This is a genomic window from Solirhodobacter sp. (assembly GCF_964715405.1).
This window is the reverse complement of the sequence record NZ_CBAICG010000026.1, coordinates 1-20,832: the sequence shown is the minus strand read 5'-3', so window position 1 is coordinate 20,832 and position 20,832 is coordinate 1. Positions and strand designations below refer to the sequence as shown.

General features: G+C 67.7%; 22 protein-coding genes. 9 read left to right on the top strand and 13 right to left on the bottom strand.

Annotation, left to right across the window (positions count from 1 at the left end):
* Positions 1-50 precede the first annotated feature (50 nt).
* Positions 51-1,409, bottom strand: coding sequence for an amidase (locus AC11WY_RS12560; protein ID WP_482925963.1), 1,359 nt, complete (start codon positions 1,407-1,409; stop codon positions 51-53).
* Between the two features lie 83 nt (positions 1,410-1,492).
* On the opposite strand from AC11WY_RS12560, the gene AC11WY_RS12555 reads away from it, so the two are divergent.
* Positions 1,493-2,719 carry an FAD-dependent monooxygenase gene (locus AC11WY_RS12555; RefSeq protein WP_482926018.1) on the top strand — a complete coding sequence of 409 codons (1,227 nt, stop codon included), beginning with the start codon at positions 1,493-1,495 and terminating at the stop codon, positions 2,717-2,719.
* A 69-nt stretch (positions 2,720-2,788) separates the two neighbouring features.
* Here the strand turns inward: AC11WY_RS12555 and AC11WY_RS12550 are convergent, their stop codons facing one another.
* The 9 genes from AC11WY_RS12550 to AC11WY_RS12510 all read right to left on the bottom strand — a co-directional run bounded on the left by AC11WY_RS12550 (position 2,789) and on the right by AC11WY_RS12510 (position 8,280).
* Positions 2,789-3,001, bottom strand: coding sequence for a Trm112 family protein (locus tag AC11WY_RS12550; protein WP_482925961.1), 213 nt, complete (start codon positions 2,999-3,001; stop codon positions 2,789-2,791).
* A complete protein-coding gene (locus AC11WY_RS12545) occupies positions 2,998-3,642 on the bottom strand; it encodes an LON peptidase substrate-binding domain-containing protein (protein WP_482925959.1) in 645 nt (214 codons plus the stop codon). The genes AC11WY_RS12550 and AC11WY_RS12545 overlap by 4 nt, the downstream gene beginning before the upstream one ends.
* 26 nt (positions 3,643-3,668) lie before the next feature.
* On the bottom strand, positions 3,669-4,577 hold the full coding sequence (locus AC11WY_RS12540) for a tetratricopeptide repeat protein (protein ID WP_482925957.1): 909 nt from the start codon (positions 4,575-4,577) through the stop codon (positions 3,669-3,671).
* 88 nt (positions 4,578-4,665) lie between these two features.
* Positions 4,666-4,986 (bottom strand): nitrile hydratase accessory protein, encoded by a 321-nt coding sequence (locus tag AC11WY_RS12535; RefSeq protein ID WP_482925955.1) that lies wholly within the window; start codon positions 4,984-4,986, stop codon positions 4,666-4,668.
* Entirely contained in the window at positions 4,983-5,651 is a 669-nt protein-coding gene (nthB, locus tag AC11WY_RS12530; protein WP_482925953.1) for a nitrile hydratase subunit beta, read from the bottom strand. The genes AC11WY_RS12535 and nthB overlap by 4 nt, the downstream gene beginning before the upstream one ends.
* A complete protein-coding gene (gene nthA, locus AC11WY_RS12525) occupies positions 5,648-6,262 on the bottom strand; it encodes a nitrile hydratase subunit alpha (RefSeq protein WP_482925951.1) in 615 nt (204 codons plus the stop codon). The genes nthB and nthA overlap by 4 nt, the downstream gene beginning before the upstream one ends.
* A gap of 7 nt (positions 6,263-6,269) precedes the next feature.
* The gene (locus AC11WY_RS12520; RefSeq protein ID WP_482925949.1) at positions 6,270-7,058 is read right to left on the bottom strand and encodes an exodeoxyribonuclease III; all 789 of its coding nucleotides are present in this window, start codon (positions 7,056-7,058) and stop codon (positions 6,270-6,272) included.
* A 159-nt stretch (positions 7,059-7,217) separates the two neighbouring features.
* The gene (locus AC11WY_RS12515) at positions 7,218-7,340 is read right to left on the bottom strand and encodes a hypothetical protein (protein ID WP_482925947.1); all 123 of its coding nucleotides are present in this window, start codon (positions 7,338-7,340) and stop codon (positions 7,218-7,220) included.
* A gap of 253 nt (positions 7,341-7,593) precedes the next feature.
* Entirely contained in the window at positions 7,594-8,280 is a 687-nt protein-coding gene (locus tag AC11WY_RS12510; protein WP_482925945.1) for a response regulator transcription factor, read from the bottom strand.
* Positions 8,281-8,448: 168 nt separating this feature from the next.
* Between AC11WY_RS12510 and ribA the strand changes: the two genes are divergently transcribed.
* From ribA to AC11WY_RS12495, 3 genes are read left to right on the top strand one after another with little or no spacing between them, the layout of a single operon-like run.
* Positions 8,449-9,540, top strand: coding sequence for a GTP cyclohydrolase II (ribA, locus tag AC11WY_RS12505; RefSeq protein ID WP_482925943.1), 1,092 nt, complete (start codon positions 8,449-8,451; stop codon positions 9,538-9,540).
* The gene (locus tag AC11WY_RS12500) at positions 9,537-10,034 is read left to right on the top strand and encodes a L,D-transpeptidase family protein (protein WP_482925941.1); all 498 of its coding nucleotides are present in this window, start codon (positions 9,537-9,539) and stop codon (positions 10,032-10,034) included. The genes ribA and AC11WY_RS12500 overlap by 4 nt, the downstream gene beginning before the upstream one ends.
* A gap of 56 nt (positions 10,035-10,090) precedes the next feature.
* Complete coding sequence (locus AC11WY_RS12495) at positions 10,091-11,968, top strand: alpha-amylase family protein (RefSeq protein WP_482925939.1); 1,878 nt, start codon at positions 10,091-10,093, stop codon at positions 11,966-11,968.
* Positions 11,969-11,998: 30 nt separating this feature from the next.
* Here the strand turns inward: AC11WY_RS12495 and AC11WY_RS12490 are convergent, their stop codons facing one another.
* From AC11WY_RS12490 to AC11WY_RS12480, 3 genes are all read right to left on the bottom strand, one after another.
* Positions 11,999-12,652: a YggS family pyridoxal phosphate-dependent enzyme gene (locus AC11WY_RS12490; RefSeq protein ID WP_482925937.1), complete on the bottom strand. Its 654-nt coding sequence runs from the start codon at positions 12,650-12,652 to the stop codon at positions 11,999-12,001.
* 99 nt (positions 12,653-12,751) lie between these two features.
* Complete coding sequence (locus tag AC11WY_RS12485) at positions 12,752-13,675, bottom strand: porin (RefSeq protein ID WP_482925935.1); 924 nt, start codon at positions 13,673-13,675, stop codon at positions 12,752-12,754.
* Positions 13,676-14,032: 357 nt separating this feature from the next.
* A complete protein-coding gene (locus AC11WY_RS12480; RefSeq protein ID WP_482925933.1) occupies positions 14,033-15,010 on the bottom strand; it encodes a porin in 978 nt (325 codons plus the stop codon).
* A 302-nt stretch (positions 15,011-15,312) separates the two neighbouring features.
* On the opposite strand from AC11WY_RS12480, the gene AC11WY_RS12475 reads away from it, so the two are divergent.
* The 5 genes from AC11WY_RS12475 to AC11WY_RS12455 all read left to right on the top strand — a co-directional run bounded on the left by AC11WY_RS12475 (position 15,313) and on the right by AC11WY_RS12455 (position 20,575).
* Entirely contained in the window at positions 15,313-15,747 is a 435-nt protein-coding gene (locus tag AC11WY_RS12475) for a DUF3576 domain-containing protein (protein ID WP_482925931.1), read from the top strand.
* Between the two features lie 91 nt (positions 15,748-15,838).
* Positions 15,839-18,469 carry a leucine--tRNA ligase gene (gene leuS, locus AC11WY_RS12470; protein WP_482925929.1) on the top strand — a complete coding sequence of 877 codons (2,631 nt, stop codon included), beginning with the start codon at positions 15,839-15,841 and terminating at the stop codon, positions 18,467-18,469.
* Positions 18,456-18,950 (top strand): LPS assembly lipoprotein LptE, encoded by a 495-nt coding sequence (lptE, locus tag AC11WY_RS12465; RefSeq protein ID WP_482925927.1) that lies wholly within the window; start codon positions 18,456-18,458, stop codon positions 18,948-18,950. The genes leuS and lptE overlap by 14 nt, the downstream gene beginning before the upstream one ends.
* The gene (gene holA / locus AC11WY_RS12460) at positions 18,947-19,972 is read left to right on the top strand and encodes a DNA polymerase III subunit delta (protein ID WP_482925925.1); all 1,026 of its coding nucleotides are present in this window, start codon (positions 18,947-18,949) and stop codon (positions 19,970-19,972) included. The genes lptE and holA overlap by 4 nt, the downstream gene beginning before the upstream one ends.
* A gap of 3 nt (positions 19,973-19,975) precedes the next feature.
* Complete coding sequence (locus AC11WY_RS12455; RefSeq protein WP_482925923.1) at positions 19,976-20,575, top strand: glutathione S-transferase family protein; 600 nt, start codon at positions 19,976-19,978, stop codon at positions 20,573-20,575.
* The last annotated feature ends 257 nt before the right edge of the window (positions 20,576-20,832 follow it).

The window sequence follows — 20,832 nt, the reverse complement described above, 5'->3', positions numbered from 1 at the left end:
CCGCCCAAATTCCCCGCGGTCCAGAAAAACGCTGACTTGCCCGTCGCTTGTCAGGCGGGATTGTGGCTTTTTCGCCGGATTGCCAACGCCGCCTCGGCGGCCGCGCCAAGCCGCAGCAGGCGCTCCTCGCCATTTGGCACGCCCATCAGCATCAATCCGGCCGAGGGCACGCCGGTCGGCAGGGTCAACGCGCAGAGGCCGAACAGGTTGGCGATCCGCGTGTTGCGCAGCCCCAGCAGGTTTTCGCTGACGTAGTAGTCGGCATCGGTCATCAGCCGCGCGGCATCGGGCGGCAGAATCGGGGATGTCGGCAGCAGCACCGCGTCGTAGCCCGCCACCCGTTCCGCCCAGATCGCGCGCAGCGCCCGCATCCGGCGCCAGGCGGCAACATGGTCGGGGCCGGTGATCGCGGCGCCGCTTTCAAACCGTTCGCGGATGCGGACGAACATCTTTTCCGGCGCGGCGGCGATGGTGTCACGCCAGATCGCGTTGGCCTCGGCGTTGAACAGCGGCGCCGTCAGCCCTAGCGCCTCGTCGACCTCGGGCGCCGGGCGCGCCTCGATCACCGCGCCCGCATCGCGCAGCCGCGCCACCGCCGCCTCGAACCCGCGCCGGGGGGCGTCGCGCAACTGGTCCAGTGCCGCCGTTTCCAGCACCATCAGCCGTGCGCTTTCCAGCCGCGCGCCGCGCAGGTCGGCGCCATGGCCACCCTCCAGCACCGCCAGCAACAGGGCCGCATCCTCGACACTGCGGGTCAGCGGGCCGACGGTGTCGAAGCTTTCGACCAGCGGCACCACCCCCTCGGCCGATAGCCGCCCATGCGTGGTCTTCAGCCCGACAAGGTCGTTCCAGGCCGCCGGGATGCGCACCGATCCGCCGGTATCCGACCCGATCGCGGCCGGGGCCAGCCCGAAGGCGACCGAGGCCGCCGCCCCCGACGATGACCCGCCCGGCACCGCCGCCGCGTCATTGACACAGGGGGGAGTCGCGGTGACCGGATTGAGCCCGAGACCCGAGAACGCGAGTTCCGACATGTGCGTCTTGCCAAGGCACACCAGCCCCGCCGCCGTCGCATTGCGCAGGACGCGCGCATCCCGCTGCGGCACCCGACCCGCCAGCAGGGCAGATCCCGCCTCGGTCGCCACCCCCGCCGTGTCGAACAGGTCTTTCCAGCTGAGCGGCACACCGTCCAGCGGCCCGCGCCGCAGTCCGGCCTTGGCCCGGTCATGCGCCGCCGCCGCCTCGGCCAGCGCGCGGCTTTCGGTCAGGCGGGCATAGATGCGGTCGCGGTGCCGGTGGCCCCGGATCGCCTCCAGAAACGCCTCGGTCAACGCGACGGGACTGATCTCTCCGGCCTCGATCCCGCGCCCGAGGTCCGCCGCCGTCATTTCCAGCCACTCTGCCGCCATTGCCGCCTCCTGCCGCGCTTTGCGCGACGGTAGCGGCACAGCAGCGCATGGACAATCCCGACACGGCGGCCATATTGCCGGGCATGGAACCTGAAAGCGACATCCTGATCATCGGCGGCGGGCTGAACGGCCCGGCGCTTGCGCTGGCCCTTGCACAGGGGGGGCTGACCGTCACCGTGATCGACACGCTGGCCGAGGCCGCGCGGGCCGATGACGGCTTCGACGGCCGCGCCTATGCGCTGGCGCTCGCCTCGCAGCGGCTCTTGCAGGCGATCGGCGTCTGGGATGGCATCGCGACCCTTGCGCAGCCGATCCTCGGCATCCGCGCCTCGGATGGCCGCGTCGGTCAGGGCCCGGCGCCGTTCTTCCTCGACTTCGCCAATGGCGAGCTGGAAGAGGGGCCGATGGGCTTCATGCTGGAAGACCGCCACCTGCGCCACGCCTTCTTTGCGGCGATGGCCGCCGAGCCGCGGATCACGCAGGTGTCCGGCGAGGCCGTGGTCGCGCAAGCCGCGACGCCCGGCGGGATCACCGTCACGCTCGCCTCGGGGCGCACGCTGTCGGCCCGCCTGCTGGTCGGCTGCGACGGGCGCACCAGCGGCACCGCGACACGCGCCGGGATCAGCCGCACCGGCTGGGGCTACGGCCAGACGGCGCTGGTCTGCGCCATCGGTCACGAAAAGCCGCACAACGGCCTTGCGCAACAGGTCTTCACCCCCGCCGGGCCGCTGGCGATCCTGCCGCTGACCGGCAACCGCAGCGCCATCGTCTGGAGCGAGCGCGAGGAGACCGCCCGCGCCATTCAGTCGCTGGACGACGCGGGCTATCTGGCCGCGCTGCGCGAACGGGTGGGCGACTACCTCGGCACGCTCAGCCTCGCAGGCAAGCGGTTCAGCTATCCGCTGAACCTGACGCTGGCCAATAGCTTTGTCGCCGACCGCGTGGCGCTGGTCGGCGATGCCGCGCATGGCGTGCACCCGATCGCCGGGCAGGGCCTGAACCTCGGGTTGCGCGATGTGGGGGCGCTGGCAGAGGTTGTGATCAAGGCGCGGCGTCGGGGCGAGGATATCGGTGCCGCGGATGTGCTGGAACGCTACCAGCGCTGGCGGCGGTTCGACTCGACCACGCTGGCGCTTGGGATGGATACCGTCAACCGGCTCTTCTCGAACGACAACCCGGTCCTGCGCGCGGGCCGCGATCTGGGCCTTGGCCTGGTGAACGCCTTGCCCGGCCTGCGCCGCCGCTTCATCCGCGAGGCGGCCGGGCTGGCGGGCGACCTGCCGAGGCTGTTGCAGGGGCGGCAGATCTGAAACAGGGCGGGGGGCTGTCTGCCCCCCGCACCGCCCGAGGATATTTGAGGACCGAAAGTTCGGGGCGCTCTAGTCGATCGCGCGCGCTTCGTTGACCAGCATGATCGGGATGCCGCCGCGGATCGGGAAGGCCAGATGCGCGGCGCGCGAGACCAGTTCCTGGCGGTCGGCGTCGTAGGCCAGCGGGCCCTGCGTCACCGGGCAGACCAGTGCCTCCAGCATCCGGCGGTCGAAGAGGTGCGGCACCTCGGGGCGGCCGATCGGGCTGTCGATATCGGTCATTGCATCATCTCCTCGGAGGTGCCGCCCCGCAGGGCAAATTCGAACAATGTCACCAGCGTCTCGCGCCGGGTCGTCAGGCTCGGCGCTTCTAGAAGCGCCTGCCGGTCCTCGGGCGCGAACGGGCACAGCATCGACAGCGAGTCGATCAGCAGTTCGGGCTCGGCGTCCTTCAGGCTGCCCCAGTCGGTCGACAGGTCCATCGCCGCGAAATAGCGGCCGAGCAGGTCAAGGAACGGCGCGCGGTCGAACCGCGGATCGGTCTCGGGGCCGCCCCGGTCACGCTCGAACCCGGCGGCGTCGATCTCGGCCCGCCGATATGGGGTGAAGCCCGAAACCTCTTTCACCACCCGGAACCGCGAGATTCCGGTCAGCGTGATCATGTAGCGCCCGTCCTCGGTTTCCGAGAAGGCGGTGACACGACCGGCGCAGCCGATCGCCTGCAGGCGCTTCCCGCCCCCGCCCGGAACCTCGCGCGGCTGGATCATGCCGATCAGCCGGTCCGGCGTCTTCAGTGCATCCTCCAGCATCGCCAGATAGCGCGGCTCGAACAGATGCAGAGGCAACCGGGCGCGCGGCAACAGCAGTGCACCCGAAAGCGGGAACAGCGGGATGACACCGGGCAGATCCGTGCGTTTGCTCATGCCCATGACCTAGGCCGCAACCGCGATCAGGCAAATATCATGGACGAGAGTTTGCGGCGGCCCTTCAGCACGATCGGATCCTGCGCCTTCAGCGTGTCGAATATCTTGAACAGCTGCGTCTTGGCCGCGCCCGCGTTCCACTCGCGGTCGCGGCGGAACAGGTCCAGCAGTTCGTCCACCGCACCCTCGACGTCGCCCTGCGCATGGAGCGCGAGCGCGAGGTCATAGCGCGCCTGTGCATCGGCCGGATCGGCCGCGACGGCGGCGCGCAAGGCGTCGGCGGGGCCCGCCTTGGCGGCCTGCCGTTTCAGGTCAAGCGCGGCGCGCCCGGCCTCCACTTCCTTCGCCTTGGTGATGGCGGCGGGGGCGGCGTTCAACAACGCCTCGGCCTGATCGAGGTTGTCGAGCGCGAGGTGCGACCGCACCAGCCCGCCATAGGCGGCGGCGTTGGCCGGATCCTCCTCCAGGATCGCGGCGAAGGTCTCGGCGGCGTCCACCGCCGCGCCTTCGTCGAGCATCGTCTCGGCGGCAGCCAGCGCATCGGCCAGCCCGCCGTCACCGGCCATGTCCGCCAGCTTCTGCACGAAGACCTTCACCTCGGAGGCCGGAACGGCGCCCTGAAAGCCATCGACCGGCTTGCCGTCAAAGAAGGCGTAGACCGTCGGGATCGACTGGATGCGCAACTGCCCGGCGATGCCGGGGTTTTCGTCCACGTTGATCTTGACCATCTTCACCTTGCCCGCCGCCGCGGCGACCGCCGCTTCAAGCTGGGGGCCAAGCGTCTTGCAGGGCCCGCACCAGGGTGCCCAGAAATCGACGATCACCGGCACCTCTTTGGAGGCGTCGATCACATCGGCCATGAAGGTCATGTCCGACGAGTCCTTGACCAGCCCTGCCGCAGGCGCGGCCTTCGGTTTCGCGTTCAGTTCGAGCATCTCGCCCCCCGGAAGGATTCAGCTTGCGCCCTATATGTGCCGAAGCCCCACGGGTGCCAAGGGGGCGCGGCGCTGCGCCCGGCGGGATTCAGTCGGCCAGCCGCACCGGATGCCCGTGCGGCGTTGCCAGATACGCCGCCTCCCACGCATCCCTGAGTGCCGCCATCTGATCGGGCGCGGCAAGGCCGAGACAGGAGAGAAGCCCCTCGAGCGTCTCCAGCCAGGCGGCGTAATAGTCCTCGCCGCCATCCAGATCGCGCGCCAGGCCGTGGCGCGCCAGCGTGGCGCCGAGGGCCCGCGTCCACTCGGGCCAGGTGAACCGCCCGGCTTCGGACAGCGCCACCGTCAGCGCGAAGACCTGCGCGTGCCAGGGTTCATCGAAGCGTGTGATCTCGTGCGGGTCGGTCATGCGGGCTCCAGATAGCTTTGCCACAGGTCGATCATCACTTCGTCGCCCCGGCGCTCGGGTGCGCCCCAGAGGTCAGCCGCGTCGAAAGCCACGCCGTAAAGCGGTTCGGGCGCCTCGCCAAGGGCATGGGCGTTGCTGTCGGGCAGCACATGGCACCCGTGGCAACGCACGATGCGGCCGACATGCCCGGCGGCATAGGCGGGCAGGCGGGTGTGACCGCCCTCCACCAGCACGTTGCGCGCGGGCAGACGGGTGCGCACGCGGTCGCCCGGCGCAAACGCCGATGCGGGGCCGGGCCGCAGGCTCGGGCTGCCCCGGCGCAGCGCGGGTTCCACCTGTTCGGCGCGCAGCGCCTTGGGGTCCATCGGCGCCTGCGCGACCTCGGCCCCCGCCAGTTCCGCCCGCGTCACCAGCCCGCGGGCGAGCGCGAGGTTCGCCACCGCAGCGATCCATTTCTCGTAATAGCTGAGCCGGGCATAGTCCTGCGGCTTGAGCGACTCGCGGGCATGACGGCTGGTGTCGATGCTCCACTTGCCCGCCGCCCCGATCGCCAGCGTCAGCGCCATCGCGCGGCGGTGCAAGGGCTTCACGAACAAGGGCTCGCCCGGCGCCGGGTCAACCGGCCCGTCGCCCCAGCGCCCGCCCATGTCATGCACACGGGTCATGGCCGCGTCGGCACCCCGGTGCCGATCATCGAATTGCGGGTGACCCACCGCGCCAGTTCCTCCACTCCCAGCCCCTCGGTGCCCTCGGGCCGCATCGGGATCACGAGGTAACGGATTTCGGCGGTCGAATCCCAGACCCGCACCGCCTGCCCTTCCGGCAGAAACAGCCCGAACTCGGCCAGCACCCGCCGCGGTTCGCGCACCACCCGCGCCCGGTAGGCGTCGGACTTGTACCACGACGGCGGGATGCCCAGAAGCGGCCACGGGTAGCAACTGCACAGGGTGCAGACGACGACGTTGTGCACCTCGGGCGTGTTCTCGACCACCACCACATGCTCGCCCTGCCGCCCCAGCAGCCCCTCGCGCGCCAGAGTGGCGGTGGTGTCGGCGCGCAAGGCGGCAAGGAACGCGGGTTCGGCCCAGGCCCGCGCCACCACGCGGGCGCCGTTCTGCGGGCCGACCATATTCTCATAAAGGTCAAGAATCGTGTCCATCGCGGCGGGATCGACCAACCCCTTGCGCGTCAGCAGTGTTTCCAGCGCCTTGACCCGCAGCGCCGGATCGGACGGCAGCAGGGAATGTGCGTCGTGGTCGTGATGGTCATGCGGCATGGCGGCCTCACAGATCGAACGTGGCAAACACCGGCGCGTGGTCACTGGGCTGTTCCCAGCCCCGCGCGGCGCGCAGGATGCGGCTGCCGTGGGCGGCCCCGGCGATGTCGGGCGTGGCCCAGATGTGATCGAGCCTGCGGCCCTTGTCGGCGGCGGCCCAGTCCGGCGCGCGATAGGACCACCAGCTGTAGAGCAGCCCCTGCGGAATGTCGGCCCGCGTCACGTCGACCCAAGCCCCCGCCTCCTGCACGGCGGCGAAGTGGTCCACCTCCACCGGCGTGTGGCTGACGATCTTCAGCAGTGCCTTGTGGTTCCAGACGTCATCCTCGCGCGGGGCGATGTTCAGATCGCCCACCAGGATCGACCGTTCCGGCCGCTCGGCATGGAAGCGGTCGCGCATCTCCACCAGCACATCGAGTTTCTGGCCGAACTTCTCGTTCACCGCGCGGTCCGGCTCGTCGCCGCCCGCCGGGATGTAGTAATTGTGGATCGTCACGCCATTTTCCAGCCGCGCCGCCACGTGGCGGGCATGGCCCATGCCGATCAGGTCGTGGCCGCCCGCATCTTCCAGCGGCAGCTTCGAGAGGATTGCGACGCCGTTGTAGCCCTTCTGCCCGCGCGCAACCATGTGGGTGTAGCCCAGCGCCCGGAAGGCTTCGACCGGGATCAGGTCGACCGGGCTCTTGCATTCCTGCAGGCACAGCACGTCGGGCGCCTCTTCGGCCATCAGCTTGGCCACCAGCCCTTCGCGCAGGCGGACCGAGTTGATGTTCCAGGTGGCAAGGGTGAAGGGCATGGCGGTCTCCTTTCGCCCTTTCCAGCACGAAACGGAGCGGTGATCCAGAGCGGGCGGGCGCAAAAAAAACCCGGCCATGAGCCGGGTCAGTCCAACAGGGAGGTGCCGCATCATAACCCCGGTGCGGCCAAGGGAAGCTTGCGGCACGTCGATCGCCGCTCAACCTTGGATAGAGAGGATGATAGCGCCAACACGCCAGTCGAACACCATGATTTTCGCATGGCGCTTGTGGCTGATGGTGAATGGTGACGCATGGGCAACAGTCGCCGTGAACTGGATCATGAAACGCCCCAATTGATGTGCCTAGTGCGGGCGATGGCTTCTTGAAGGCCGTGCGCGGTCGTTCGGCCGACGGCTTGCGGACTGATCGCCCTGCGGCTGCCCGAGGCGTGAAAAAAACGGCCCGGGCATAAGCCCGGGCCAGTCCAACAGGGAGGATGCCGCTTCATGACCCCGAAGCGACCAGGGGAGCCCGTGGCGACGTCAATGCCGCTGTCAGAACGCATAACCCTGCATTCCGGCAACAATATGGCGCTTATGCTACCAAACGGTAACCGCCGGATTCGGTGACCAGCAGCCGCGCGTTCGACGGATCGGGCTCGATCTTCTGACGCAGGCGGTAGATGTGGGTTTCCAGCGTGTGGGTGGTGACGCCCGCGTTGTAGCCCCAGACCTCGTGCAGCAGCACCTCACGCGGCACCACACCCTCGGTTGCCCGATAGAGGAACTTCAGGATGTTGGTCTCTTTCTCGGTCAGCCGGATCTTCTTCTCGCGCTCGTCCACCAGCATCTTCTGGGCCGGCTTGAAGGTGTAGGGCCCCAACTGGAACACCGCGTCTTCCGACTGTTCGTGCTGGCGCAACTGGGCGCGGATGCGGGCCAGCAGCACCGGGAACTTGAACGGCTTGGTCACATAGTCGTTGGCGCCCGCGTCGAGGCCCAGGATCGTGTCGCTGTCGGTATCGTGCCCGGTCAGCATCAGGACCGGGCATTTCACGCCCTGCTTGCGCATCCGGCGGCACAGTTCGCGCCCATCTGTATCGGGCAGGCCGACATCGAGGATGATCAGGTCGAAGTGCCCGCCCTTGACCCGCTCCATCGCGTCGTGGCCGGTGCCGGCCTCGAACACGTCGAAATCCTCGGTCATCACAAGCTGTTCCGACAGCGCCTCGCGCAGGTCGTCTTCATCGTCAACAAGCAGAATTTTCTTGAGGGTGGACATGGTCTTGGCCTCCGTGCATGGCCTCTCTTGCCCGACCGACATGCGCCTCTCGTTCCAGGCACACAAGGGGGCGACAGAAATCTCACGCGGACGTGTCGCAGGCGTGGCAATTGTTTCAATTCCACCGCGTTGTGCCTAGATAGGCGTAACACTTGGCCCCGGAGCCCCATGAGCCTGCGCCCGACCCTTGCCGAACAGCTTGCCCGCGCCCGCGCCGATCTGCGCATGGGCCTGCCCGTCGTGCTGACCGGCGGCGGGGCGGCGGTGCTGGCGGCGGCGGCCGAAACGCTGGACGCCGACCGGCTGGCGGACCTGCGCGTGATGGGCGGCGATCTGGCGCTGGCGATCACCGCCTGGCGCGCCGAAACGCTGAAGGCGCGCGCCTATGACGACGATCTGGCGCGGCTGGCGATTCCACCCGACGCCGGCCTGGGCTGGATTCGGGCCGTGGCCGATCCGGCCGATGATCTGCGCACCCCGATGAAGGGGCCGTTCCGCTCGCTGCGCGACAACGACGCCGCCCTTGCCCGTGCGGCGATCCAGTTGGCCAAGTCGGCGCATCTTCTGCCCGCCGCCGTGGTGCTGGCGGTACCCGATGGCGTGGCATTGGCGCTGCGCGAGGGGCTGACGCTGATCCCGGTGACCGAGGCGGCCGCGCAGATGCTGGCGACCTCGCCGCTGCATCCCGTCGTTTCCGCCCGTCTGCCGATGCAGGCGAGCGAGGCGGGCCGGGTCCACATCTTCCGCCCCGAGGATGGCGGCGAGGAGCACTATGCCATCGAGATCGGCAAGCCCGACCGCGCCGCGCCGGTGCTGGTGCGCCTGCACTCCGCCTGCTTCACCGGCGATGTTCTGGGCTCGCTGAAATGCGACTGCGGCCCCCAGTTGCACGCAGCCCTTGGCCAGATGGGGGCCGAGGGCGCGGGCATCCTGCTTTACCTCAACCAGGAGGGGCGCGGGATCGGCCTGGCCAACAAGATGCGCGCCTATTCGTTGCAGGATCAGGGCTTCGACACCGTCGAGGCGAACCACCGCCTCGGCTTCGAGGATGACGAGCGCGATTTCCGCATCGGCGCGGGTATTCTGCGGCAGATGGGGGTGACGCGGCTCAGGCTCTTGACCAACAACCCCGCCAAGGTGCGGATGATGGCGGCGAACGGGCTGGACGTGGTCGAACGGGTGCCGCTGAAAGTCGGCCACACCGCGCAGAACGCCGCCTATCTGGCGACCAAGGCGGCCAAGTCGGGGCATCTGCTGTGAGCGATCTGGTGGTGACGCGCTGGGGCGCCCGCTTCCTGGGCCGCCAGTTCCCCTGCGCCATCGGTCGTGGCGGCATCACGCGAACCAAGCGCGAGGGCGATGGGGCCACCCCCGCCGGGGTGCATCGCATCGTGGGAATGCTCTATCGCGCCGACCGCATCGCCACCGCTGCCCTGCCCGGCTGGGCCGTGCCGATCGGCCCGGCCGACCTCTGGTCGGATGACAGCCGCGATCCCGACTACAACCTCATGGTGCGCGCGCCGCATCCTTTCAGCCATGAACGCCTGCGCCGCGCCGACCCGCAGTATGATCTGATCCTGATCACCGACTGGAACTGGCCCCACGCCGTGCCCGGCCGCGGCTCGGCGATCTTCCTGCATCGCTGGCGACGCCCGCGCCATCCCACCGCGGGCTGCGTCGCCTTCGCCCCGCGCGACCTGCTGTGGATCGCCCGCCGCCTGACGCTACGGACGCGGCTGATCGTGTATCCCTGATTCCGCTTTCCAAAGCGCTTTGGATCGCCTACCTTCCCACCCAGGGAGGACCGCACATGCCCAAACGCGCCGCGTCGCCGGACGACGAACTCTTCGACCTGCGTCTGGCCCGCAGCGGGCCTGACCTCTGGCCGATGCTCGATGCGCTTTATGGCGCCCATCCGGATTGCGACAGCTTTCGCAAGGCGCTGCTGAATACCCTGCGCAAGGGCTGGGACGACCGCCCCGCCGCCCTGCGCCGTCTTGATCTGCAACGCGATCTGGAACCCGACTGGTTCCAGCGCCCGCGGATGGCAGGCTATGTGTTCTACATCGACCGTTTCGCGGGCAATCTGAAGGGGGTGCTGGACCACCTCGACTATCTCGAAGACCTCGGCATCACCTATGTTCACCTGATGCCCTGCCTGAAGCCCCGCCCCGGTGATTCCGATGGCGGCTACTCGGTGATGGACTACCGCGCCATCAACCCCGCCTTCGGCTCGATGGCGGATTTCGAGGCCGTCTCGGCCGCCCTGCGCGCGCGCGGCATCAGCCTGTGCGTCGATCTGGTGCTGAACCACACCGCCAAGGAACACGCCTGGGCGAAGAAGGCCGCGAAGGGCGACCCGACGTATCAGGATTACTTCCTGATGTTCGACAGTCCCGACCTTCCCGACCGTTATTCCGAAACGCTGGTCGAGGTCTTTCCCGACAATGCGCCCGGCAACTTCACCCATTACCCCAAGATCGGCAAATGGGTCTGGACCACCTTCAACGAGCACCAGTGGGATCTGAACTGGGCCAACCCGCAGGTGTTTCTGGAGATTGTGCAGGTCATGCTGTTCCTTGCCAACAAGGGCGTGGATGTGCTGCGCCTCGATGCGGTCGCCTTCATGTGGAAACGCATGGGCACCCGCTGCCAGTCGGAACCCGAGGTCCACATGATCCTGCAGGCGCTGCGGGCCTGCTCGCGCATCGCCACCTCGGCGGTGATCCACCTGGAGGAGGCGATCGTCGCCCCGGCCGAGATGCTGCCCTACCTCGGGCGCGGCCAGCACGACGGCAAGGAAGGCAACCTCGCCTACCACAATTCGCTGATGGTGCAGTTCTGGTCGGCGCTGGCCACCCGCGACACCCGGTTGATGACGCATGTGCTGGCCAGCCACTTCCCCGACCGGCTGACCAACGCGACCTACGCCACCTACGTCCGCTGCCACGACGACATCGGCTGGGCGGTGACCGACGAGGACGCCGCCGCCGTCGGCCTGACCGGCCACGGTCATCGCGCCTTCCTGTCGGATTTCTACGAGGGCGGCTTCCCCGGTTCCTTCGCCGCGGGCGCGCTGTTTCAGGAAAACCCGGCGACGGGTGACAAACGCATCTCGGGCAGCTTCGCCTCGCTGGCAGGGCTGGAAAAGGCGCGCGACCCGGCCGAGGCCGATCTGGCGGTGCAGCGCATCCTGATGGGCCACGCGCTGATCGCCGGGTTTGGCGGCATTCCGCTGGTCTACATGGGCGACGAACTGGCGATGCTGAACGACCGCGCGTATCTGGACGACCCCGATCACGCGCATGACAGCCGCTGGATTCACCGCCCCCGGATGGACTGGGCCGCCGCGGCAGACCGGCACACCGCCGACACACCCTCCGCCCGGGTCTTCCGGGGGGTGAAACACATCCTCGCCCGTCGCGCCGCCACCCCGGCCCTGCACGGCGGCACGCCGACCCGGATCGTGCCGGTGGAAGGGCACGGCGTCCTTGCCGTGCTGCGCGATGCCCCCTCCGGGCCGGTGCTCTGCCTGTTCAACGTCACCGAAAGCTGGCTGCACCTGCCCGGCGAGATTGCCCGCGCGCAGGGAATCACCCGGATGCACGATGCGCTGTCGGACCTGCCGGTGGATTTGCACGGCGGCGCCATCGCCTTGCCGCCCTATGCCCGCGTCTGGCTGACCTGAGGCCCCGATTTCTCGCCGAGGAATTGCCGCCTACGCGGTGGCCCGCGCGCCAAAGATCGCCGAGCCGACGCGCACATGGGTGGCGCCCGCCGCAATCGCCGCCTCGAAATCGCCGCTCATCCCCATCGACAGGCCCGCAATCCCGCAGCGCGCCGCGATCCGCGCCAGCAGCGCGAAGTGGGGCGACGAATCCTGCCCCTCGGGCGGGATGCACATCAGCCCCACCACGGGCAGGTCCATCCCCCGGCAGGCGGCGATGAAACCCTCGGCCGCGTCCGGCAGCACCCCGGCCTTCTGCGGCTCGGCGCCGGTGTTGACCTGCACGAAGAGCTGCGGGCTTGTCCCCCGCGCCTGCGCCAGCTTGGCCAGCTTCTCGGCCAGGCTCGGCCGGTCCAGCGTGTGGATCGCCTCGAACAGCTCTACCGCCTGCTTCGCCTTGTTGGTTTGCAACGGCCCGATCATGTGCACCGCCACGCCGGGAAAGCGGTCGCGCCAGGCGGGCCACTTCGCCGCCGCCTCCTGCACATAATTCTCGCCGAACAGCCGCTGGCCCGCGGCCAGCACCGCCTCCACCCGTTCGGGCGGCTGCACCTTCGACACCGCGATCAGTTGCACCGACCCCGGCGCGCGCGCCGCCGCAGCTTCGGCCGCCGCGATCCTGTTTCGAATATCCTCAAGCGCCATCTGTCCCTCGTGCGTTGGGGCGAACCTGGGCACAGCATGGCACAAAAGAAAAGAGCGGGCACAAGGCCCGCTCTTTCCGTAACACTTTCAGACGGTCGATCAGAACGAGAAGGTCACGCCCAGATCGGCGTAGGTGTTCTTCGGAGCCGGGCCGTTCAGGCCGTTGTCGGTGCGGACCGAACCGGCAATCGCCGCGCCCGAACCGAGGTCGTAGGCCCCGCCGATGCCGTAGGTCGTCTTCTGGACGACATTGGTGGCGGACGACACGAAGGCCGACACGGTCATGGCGCCGAACTTGGTGTTGCCATAGAGCGTCGTGGTCGCGATCGAGTTGGCCGCACCAAAGTACTTCACGTTGCCATAAGCCAGGCCGATGTTCGACGAACCCATCGCATATTCCACCACGGCGGTATAGGCGGTGAAGTTTTTCGGGGTCTTCACGTAGCCGGCTTCGAGGCTCAGGTTGCCGAACTTGTCGAAGACCGACACGGCGCTTTCAGCCTTGGTCCCGATCGCGTTGCCGTTGCTCATCAGCGAGCCGCGAACAATCAGGCTACCGGCGGTGTACGTGGCCAGCACGCCATTGCTGCCTTCGCCACGGCTGGAGTAGCCATCGAAGGGCCAGCCATAGATGGTTTCCCCGCCGCAGCCGCAGATGCCGACTTCCGAGTTGTAGAACAGCGACATTGCGTCGATGGCGTCCGACACGTTGCCGACGGCAACCGAGAAGCCGCCAGCCTTCACGCCGACTTGACCGCCGTTGATCGGGGTCGGGCCGCCTTGGTACTGGTTCGACCGGATGCGGTACTGGCCGAAGAAGGTCAGGCCGCTGTCGGTGGTCTTGCTGGCATTGATCATGATCTGCAGACGGTCGAGCAGCTGGGTGTTCTGCGTGCCGTTCGCGGTTTCGTTCTTGTTGTCGTACTGCAGGCCGAAGTAGCCCGAACCCGACAGGGTCACGTCGGCGGAAGCAGCGCCCGCCAGCATCGTCAGGGCGGTCGAAGCGATAAGAATCTTTTTCATTTGGTTTCCCTCGTTGTCTCAAAGGTGCGCCCAACTTGGGACAGGTCCAAACTGGGTATGGCCCTATTTCCCGCTTCCCCAATGCCATTGCAAGGCACTGGCGACCGCCGCGTGGAATGTCGCCCTGTCTGGTGCACCTTTGCCACAGTTGCGCCACACAGGCCGAGGGGGTGCGCGGGGCCGGGCCCGCCCTCCACGGCCCGCCTCGGGACGGCCTCAAGCGCGCCACGGCCCACCGGACCGCGGGCGGGCACCGAAAAGGCAAGAGCGGGCACGCCCGCTCTTGCCGATGTCCTCGCCAGTCCCCGGATCAGCCAGTCTGGGCTCAGCCAGTCCCTGACTCAGCCAGTCCCTGGCTTAGAACGAGAAGCTGGCGCCGAGGTCGACGTAGGTGTTCTTCTTCCGGGTGGTCTGGATCGAACCGACGACCGCGGCGCCCGAGCCGAGGTCATAGGACGCACTCACGCCATAGGTCGTCTTCGTGAGCTCCTTGGCGATGGTGTCGAGACCACCCGCCTGCGAGACGAAGCCCTCAACCGTCGTCGCGCCGAACTTGGTGCTGCCGTAAAGCGTGACGATGGTCTTGTTCAGCGCCGGTTGAGTCGGCGAGCCATAGAAGAAGTCGCTGCCGCCGGTATAGGAGCCGGAATTGTTGCCCGCCGCGAGACCGAGCATCGAATTGCCCAGCGCGTATTCAATCACGACCGTCGACCCGGCATAGCCGCCGGCCCCGTTGGAGCCTGAATGCACATAGCCCGCGGCGATCTTGAACGCCCCGACCTTGTAGTCGAACGACAGCGCGCCTTCGCCCGCGGTCCCGATCGCGTTGCCGTTCGTTTGCCAGGACGCCCGGGCCACGAGGTCGCCCATCGTGTAGATCGCCAGCACGCCGTTGTGGCCGCCCAGATACTTGTCATAGGTTTCGATCGGAACCGAGAGCGTTTCACCGCCGCAGGCGCACAGGCCAAGCTCCGAATCGTAGTAGGTGTTCATCGCGTCGATGGCGTCCGACACGTTGCCGACGGCAACTGACAGGCCGCCGGCGCTGACACCCACCTGACCGGCGTTGATCGAGGTCGACCCATCCGGCAGCTTGGTCTGATACTGGTTGCTGCGGATGCGGAACTTGCCGAAGAAGGTCAGGCCGCTGTCCGTCTTCTTGCTCGCCTTGATGTCGATCTGAAGGCGGTCAAGCAGTTGGGTCTTTTGTTTGCCGGCGGACGGCTTGCTGTTGTACTGCAGGCCGAAATAGCCAAGACCGACGAGCGTGACGTCGGCCGAGGCTGCGCCTGCGAGCATGGTCAGCGCGGTCGTCGCGATGAGGAGCTTGCGCATGGGGTTCAGACTTTCATGAATGATTGATGACACTTAGGCCCAATCCGCCGAAAGTCGTCTTGGGTTGGCACCTCATCCTCCGCCCGCCCCGCCGGGATCAAATGAAGCATTCATGACGCCCGACCCCTGTGGCTTTTCTGCTGCGTCCGCGCCCCGGGCGTAACCGCGAAGACCCTTGTTTGGCCGGTCCCCCTCGGCTAGACAGGCCCGAGATCAGTTGAAGGACCGAGCCGATGCAGTTTCCACGCAAATTACGCGCGTGCCTTGGAATCGGTCTGGTTCTTTCGATCAGTGGTTGCGGCATGTTCAGCCGCAACGCACCGACGCCCGTCGACGCCGCTCCGACCGGCGGCCAGGCCGACTTCCGGGGCGGCCCCGCGTCAAAGCCCACCGGCAAGCTGGGCGACCTGTTCTCGAAGTCGACCGACCCCAACACATCCGTGCGCGTGAACAAGTACATCTGGAACGCCGCGCTCGACGTGCTGAACTTCCTGCCGGTCGAATCGGTTGACCCGTTCACCGGCGTCATCGTCACCGGCTATGGCACGCCGCCCGGCGGTGGCCGCGCCTACCGCGCCACGATCTACGTGCAGGATCCCGCGCTCGACGCGCGCTCGCTGAACATCGCGATGGAATCTAAGGGCGGCGGCCCGGTCGCGGTGGAAACCGTGCGCGCCATCGAAGATGCGATCCTGACCCGCGCGCGCGAGCTGCGCATCCAGGACGGCAAGCTCTGACATCCGCCGCCTTGCGGTGACGGGCGCGGGCTGGACCTCGGCCGCCGCGCTTGTATAACGGCGCGCAGCTTTCCCGAACGAGGCCCTCCGCATGTCGCGCTACGAACCCGCCGTCACCGAAGCGAAATGGCAAGCCGCCTGGGATGCGGCGGGGATCTTCCGCGCGCATCACGACCCGGCGCGGCCGAAGTATTATGTGCTGGAAATGTTCCCCTACCCCTCGGGGCGCATCCACATGGGCCACGTGCGCAACTACACGATGGGCGATGTCGTCGCCCGCCACAAATCCGCCTGCGGGTTTTCCGTGCTGCACCCGATGGGATGGGACGCCTTCGGGATGCCGGCCGAAAACGCCGCGATGGAACGTGGCGGCCACCCGAAAACCTGGACCTACGCCAACATCGCCGACATGCGCGCGCAGATGAAGCCCTTGGGCCTGTCGATCGACTGGTCCCGCGAATTCGCCACCTGCGACCCGGAATACTACGGCCAGCAGCAGGCGATGTTCATCGACATGATGGAAAAGGGTCTGGTCTACCGCAGGGCGGCGGTGGTGAACTGGGATCCGGTCGACATGACCGTGCTGGCCAACGAGCAGGTGATCGAGGGCAAGGGCTGGCGCTCCAACGCGCCGGTGGAACGGCGCGAACTGACGCAGTGGTTCTTCCGCATCTCGGACTACGCCGAGGATCTGCTGGAGGCGCTGGACACCCTGAAGGACTGGCCCGAAAAGGTGCGCCTGATGCAGGCGAACTGGATCGGCAAGTCGCGCGGGCTGCAATTCGCGTTCCATACCGTCGGCGCGCCGGACGGTTTCGAGAAGCTGGAGGTCTACACCACCCGCCCCGACACCTTGCTGGGCGCCAGCTTCGCCGCCATCGCGCCCGACCATCCGCTGGCCAGGGCGCTGGAGGCGACGAACCCCGCCGTCGCCGCCTTCGTCGCCGAATGCCGCCGGGGCGGCACCTCGGAAGAGGCCATCGAGACTGCCGAAAAGGTCGGCTTCGACACCGGCATCCGGGTCAAGCACCCGATGGACCCGACCTGGGAACTTCCGGTCTGGATCGCCAACTTCATCCTGATGGACTACGGCACCGGCGCCATCTTCGGCTGCCCCGCCCATGACCAGCGCGACTTCGAGTTCGCCAGCAAGTACGGCCTCCCAATCAAGCTAGCATTCTGGTTCATCGGGGAGCCTGTTCCGGACAAACTGCCGCAAGCGTTCGTTCCTCCGAAATATGAGTTGGTCCAATATTTGAAGGACCCAATAACGTTCGGCACATTCGTAGGCGAGAAGGTGCAGAACGCCGAAGAAGCCATCGCCGCCGCCATCGCTTACGCCGAGGCGCAGGGCATCGGCCACGGCGTCACCAACTTCCGCCTGCGCGACTGGGGCATCAGCCGCCAGCGCTACTGGGGCTGCCCGATCCCGGTCATCCACTGCCCCACCTGCGGCGTGGTCGCGGAAGCCAAGGAAAACCTGCCCGTCCGCCTGCCCGACGATGTCACCTTCGACGTGCCCGGCAACCCGCTGGACCGTCACCCGACGTGGCGCGACTGCACCTGCCCGCGCTGCGGCGCAGCGGCGCGGCGCGAAACCGACACGATGGATACCTTTGTCGATTCGTCCTGGTACTACGCCCGCTTCACCGCACCCCACGCCGCCACGCCCACCGACGCCGCCGAATGCGCCTACTGGATGAACGTCGACCAATACATCGGCGGGGTGGAGCATGCGATTCTCCACCTCCTCTACTCCCGCTTCTTCGCCCGCGCGATGCACGCCACCGGCCACCTGCCCGCGAAAGCCATCGAGCCGTTCAACGCATTGTTCACCCAAGGCATGGTCACGCACGAGATTTACGCCACTTACAGTGGCGGTACGTTCGGCGATTTCACCTTCGCCCCCAGCGACCCGGGCTTTTTTGCAGAAGCAAGACGGATCTACCACTACCCTGAAGAGGTGGAACATCGGGACACTGGTGTGTTCCTTAGGGGCACCAACCAGAGGGTCGAAGTCACACCCTCCGCCAAGATGTCCAAATCCAAGAAGAACGTCGTCGACCCGGTCTCCATCGTCCAAGCCTTCGGCGCCGACACCGCGCGCTGGTTCGTGATGTCCGACTCCCCGCCCGAGCGCGATGTGGAATGGACGGCCTCCGGCGCCGAGGCTGCGTTCAAGCACCTCGCCCGCGTCTGGCGGCTGGCTTACGAGGTCGACACCCGCGGCGCGGGCGATGCGTCGCAGGACATGCCCTTGCTGAAAACCATGCACCGCACCATCGCCGACGTGACTCAGGGCATCGAGGGCTTCGCCTTCAACAAGGCCGTCGCCGCGCTCTATACCTTCGCCAACGCCGTGCAACGCTCCGACGCCAGCGCCGGGGCCAAGCGCACCGCGATGCGGGTGATGGCGCAGTTGATGTCGCCGATGACGCCGCATCTGGCCGAAGACATCTGGGCGATGCTGGGCGGCGACGGGCTGGTGTCGCAGGCGCCCTGGCCCAAACCCGATCCGGCGATGCTGATCGAGGATCACGTGACCCTCCCGATCCAGATCAACGGCAAGCGCGTGGCGGAAATCAGCGTGCCGAAAGAGACGCCGACGGCGGAGGTTGAAAACCGCGTGCTGGCGGATGAGACTGTGCGGAAGGTGCTGGCAGGCCGCAGCCCGAAAAAGCTCATCGTCGTGCCGGGTCGCATCGTCAATGTCGTCGTCTGACCGCCGCACCCTGCTGAAACTGATGGCGGCCCTGCCGCTCGCCGCCTGCGGCTTCACCCCGGCCTTTGCGCCCGGGGGGCCCGCGGCGAGCCTGCTCGGCGGCCTGCGCCCCGATGACCCGACCGACAAGAACAGCTTCGACCTGGTCGCCGAGATCGAGGACAAACTCGGCGGTGCCGACGTGCCGCGGTTCCTGCTGGGATACAAGATCACCACCCGCACCACCGGCGTCGGCATCACCACGTCGAACGCCATCACCCGCTACGATCTGACCGGGTCGGTCGCCTACACCCTGCGCGACGCCGCCACCGGCAAGGTGCTGACGCAGGGCACCGCCGACAGCTTCACCTCCTACTCCGCCGCGGGCACCCCGGTTTCCACGCTGACCGACGAAGAAGCCGCGAATTCCAGCCTGATGACGATCCTCGCCGACCAGTTGGTGACCCAGCTCGTCGCCTCGGCCGGGGCCTGGGCGAAATGAAGCTGGCCGCGGCGGACCTCGCGCGCACACTCGGCCGCCCCGACCCGAAACGCTGCGGCCTCTTGATCTACGGCGCCGACCCGATGCGGGTGGCGCTGAAACGGCAGGACGCGCTCGCCGCCCTGCTCGGCCCGAACGCCGAGTCGGAAATGCGGCTGACCCGCATCCCGGCGTCGGAGTTGCGCAAGGATCCGGCCCGGCTGATCGACGCGGTGAAGGCGCAGGGTTTCTTCCCCGGCGCCCGTGCCGCCTTCGTGGAAGACGCCACCGACACGCTGGCTGACACCATCGCCGCTGCGCTGAAGGACTGGCGCCCCGGCGATGCCGCGATCATCGTCACCGCCTCCAGTTCGCTGCCCGCCAAATCCGCGCTGCGCAAATTGTTCGAGCCGCACCCCGCCGCCTACGCGCTCGGCCTCTACGACGACCCGCCGGGGCGGGACGAGGTCGAGGCGATGCTGGCCGCCGCCGGTCTGCGCGACATCGGCCGCGAGGCGATGACCGACCTTCTCTCGCTCTCGCGCGAGCTTGACCCCGGCGATTTCCGCCAGACGATCGAGAAGATCGGCCTCTACAAATGGCGCGACCCCACGCCCCTGACCCCCGCCGAAGTGCAGGCCCTCGCCCCCGCCACGATCGAGGCCGAGGTTGACGACGTCCTCGCCGTCGTGGCCGACGCCGAACACCAGAAGATCGGCCCCTTGATGCGGCGGCTCGAAGGCCAGGGCGTCAACGCCGTCACCCTCTGCATCGGCGCCACCCGGCATTTCCGCGCCCTGCACGCCGCCGCCTGCGACCCCGGCGGCGCGGCCGCGGGCCTGGCCCGGATGCGCCCCCCGGTCTTCGGTCCGCGCCGCGACCGCATGCAGCGCCAGGCTGAACGCTGGGGCCGCCCGCGCCTTGAACAGGCGCTGTCGATCCTGATCGACACCGACCTGTCGCTGCGATCCTCGCAGCGCGCCCCCCAGATGGCGGTGATCGAGCGCGCGCTGATCCGCCTTGCCATGCTCGCCAGGAGATAACCCATGTCGCACACCGGCTATACCGTCATCGGCACCCGCACCAGCCGGGCGCTTCGCGTGCTCTGGATGCTGGAAGAACTTGGCCAGCCCTTCGAACACATCGCCGCCGCCCCCCGATCCGAAGGCGTGGTGGCCTTCAACCCGGCGGGCAAGGTGCCGGTGCTGATCGACAACGGCACCCCGATCACCGATTCCACCGCGATCATCCAGTACCTCGCCGACAAGCACGGGCAGTTCACCCATCCTGCCGGCACGCTCGACCGCGCGCGGCAGGACAGCCTGACCCAGTTCCTGCTGGATGAATTCGATGCCGCGCTCTGGATGGCCGCCCGCCACAGCTTCATTTTGCCCGAGGAACTGCGCATGGCCTCGATCAAGGATTCCCTCAAATGGGAGTTCGAGCGCAGCCAGAAAACCCTGATGGACCGCTTCTCGGAAGGCCCCTTCCTGATGGGCGAGGTGATGACGGTGCCCGACATCATCCTGACCCACTGCGGCAACTGGGCGCTCGCCGCCAAGTTCCCGATCACCCAGCACCGGCTCAGCGACTACCTTTCCATGATGCGCGACCGCCCCGCCTTCAAACAGGCGATGACGCGGTAGGGCCCGGATTTCCCACCCGTGCAGCGAGCCGGAAACCGCGCCGCGCTTTAGGCGGTGATCCACGATGGGGGTGGGCCGTCGCGCGGGGCGGGGCGGACATTGAAATGTGAGGGAACGTCTGATCAAGCGCTTCGGCTGCGCCGATTTGGCTGCCTGATCGTTGCGGTGAGGCTGCGTTCGGGCAAAGTGCTCCGGTTTCGGGCTTTCGCAGCCGCCGTCATGGCGGCAAGCTGGTTTTCGGACGGACTCGTGCTCAT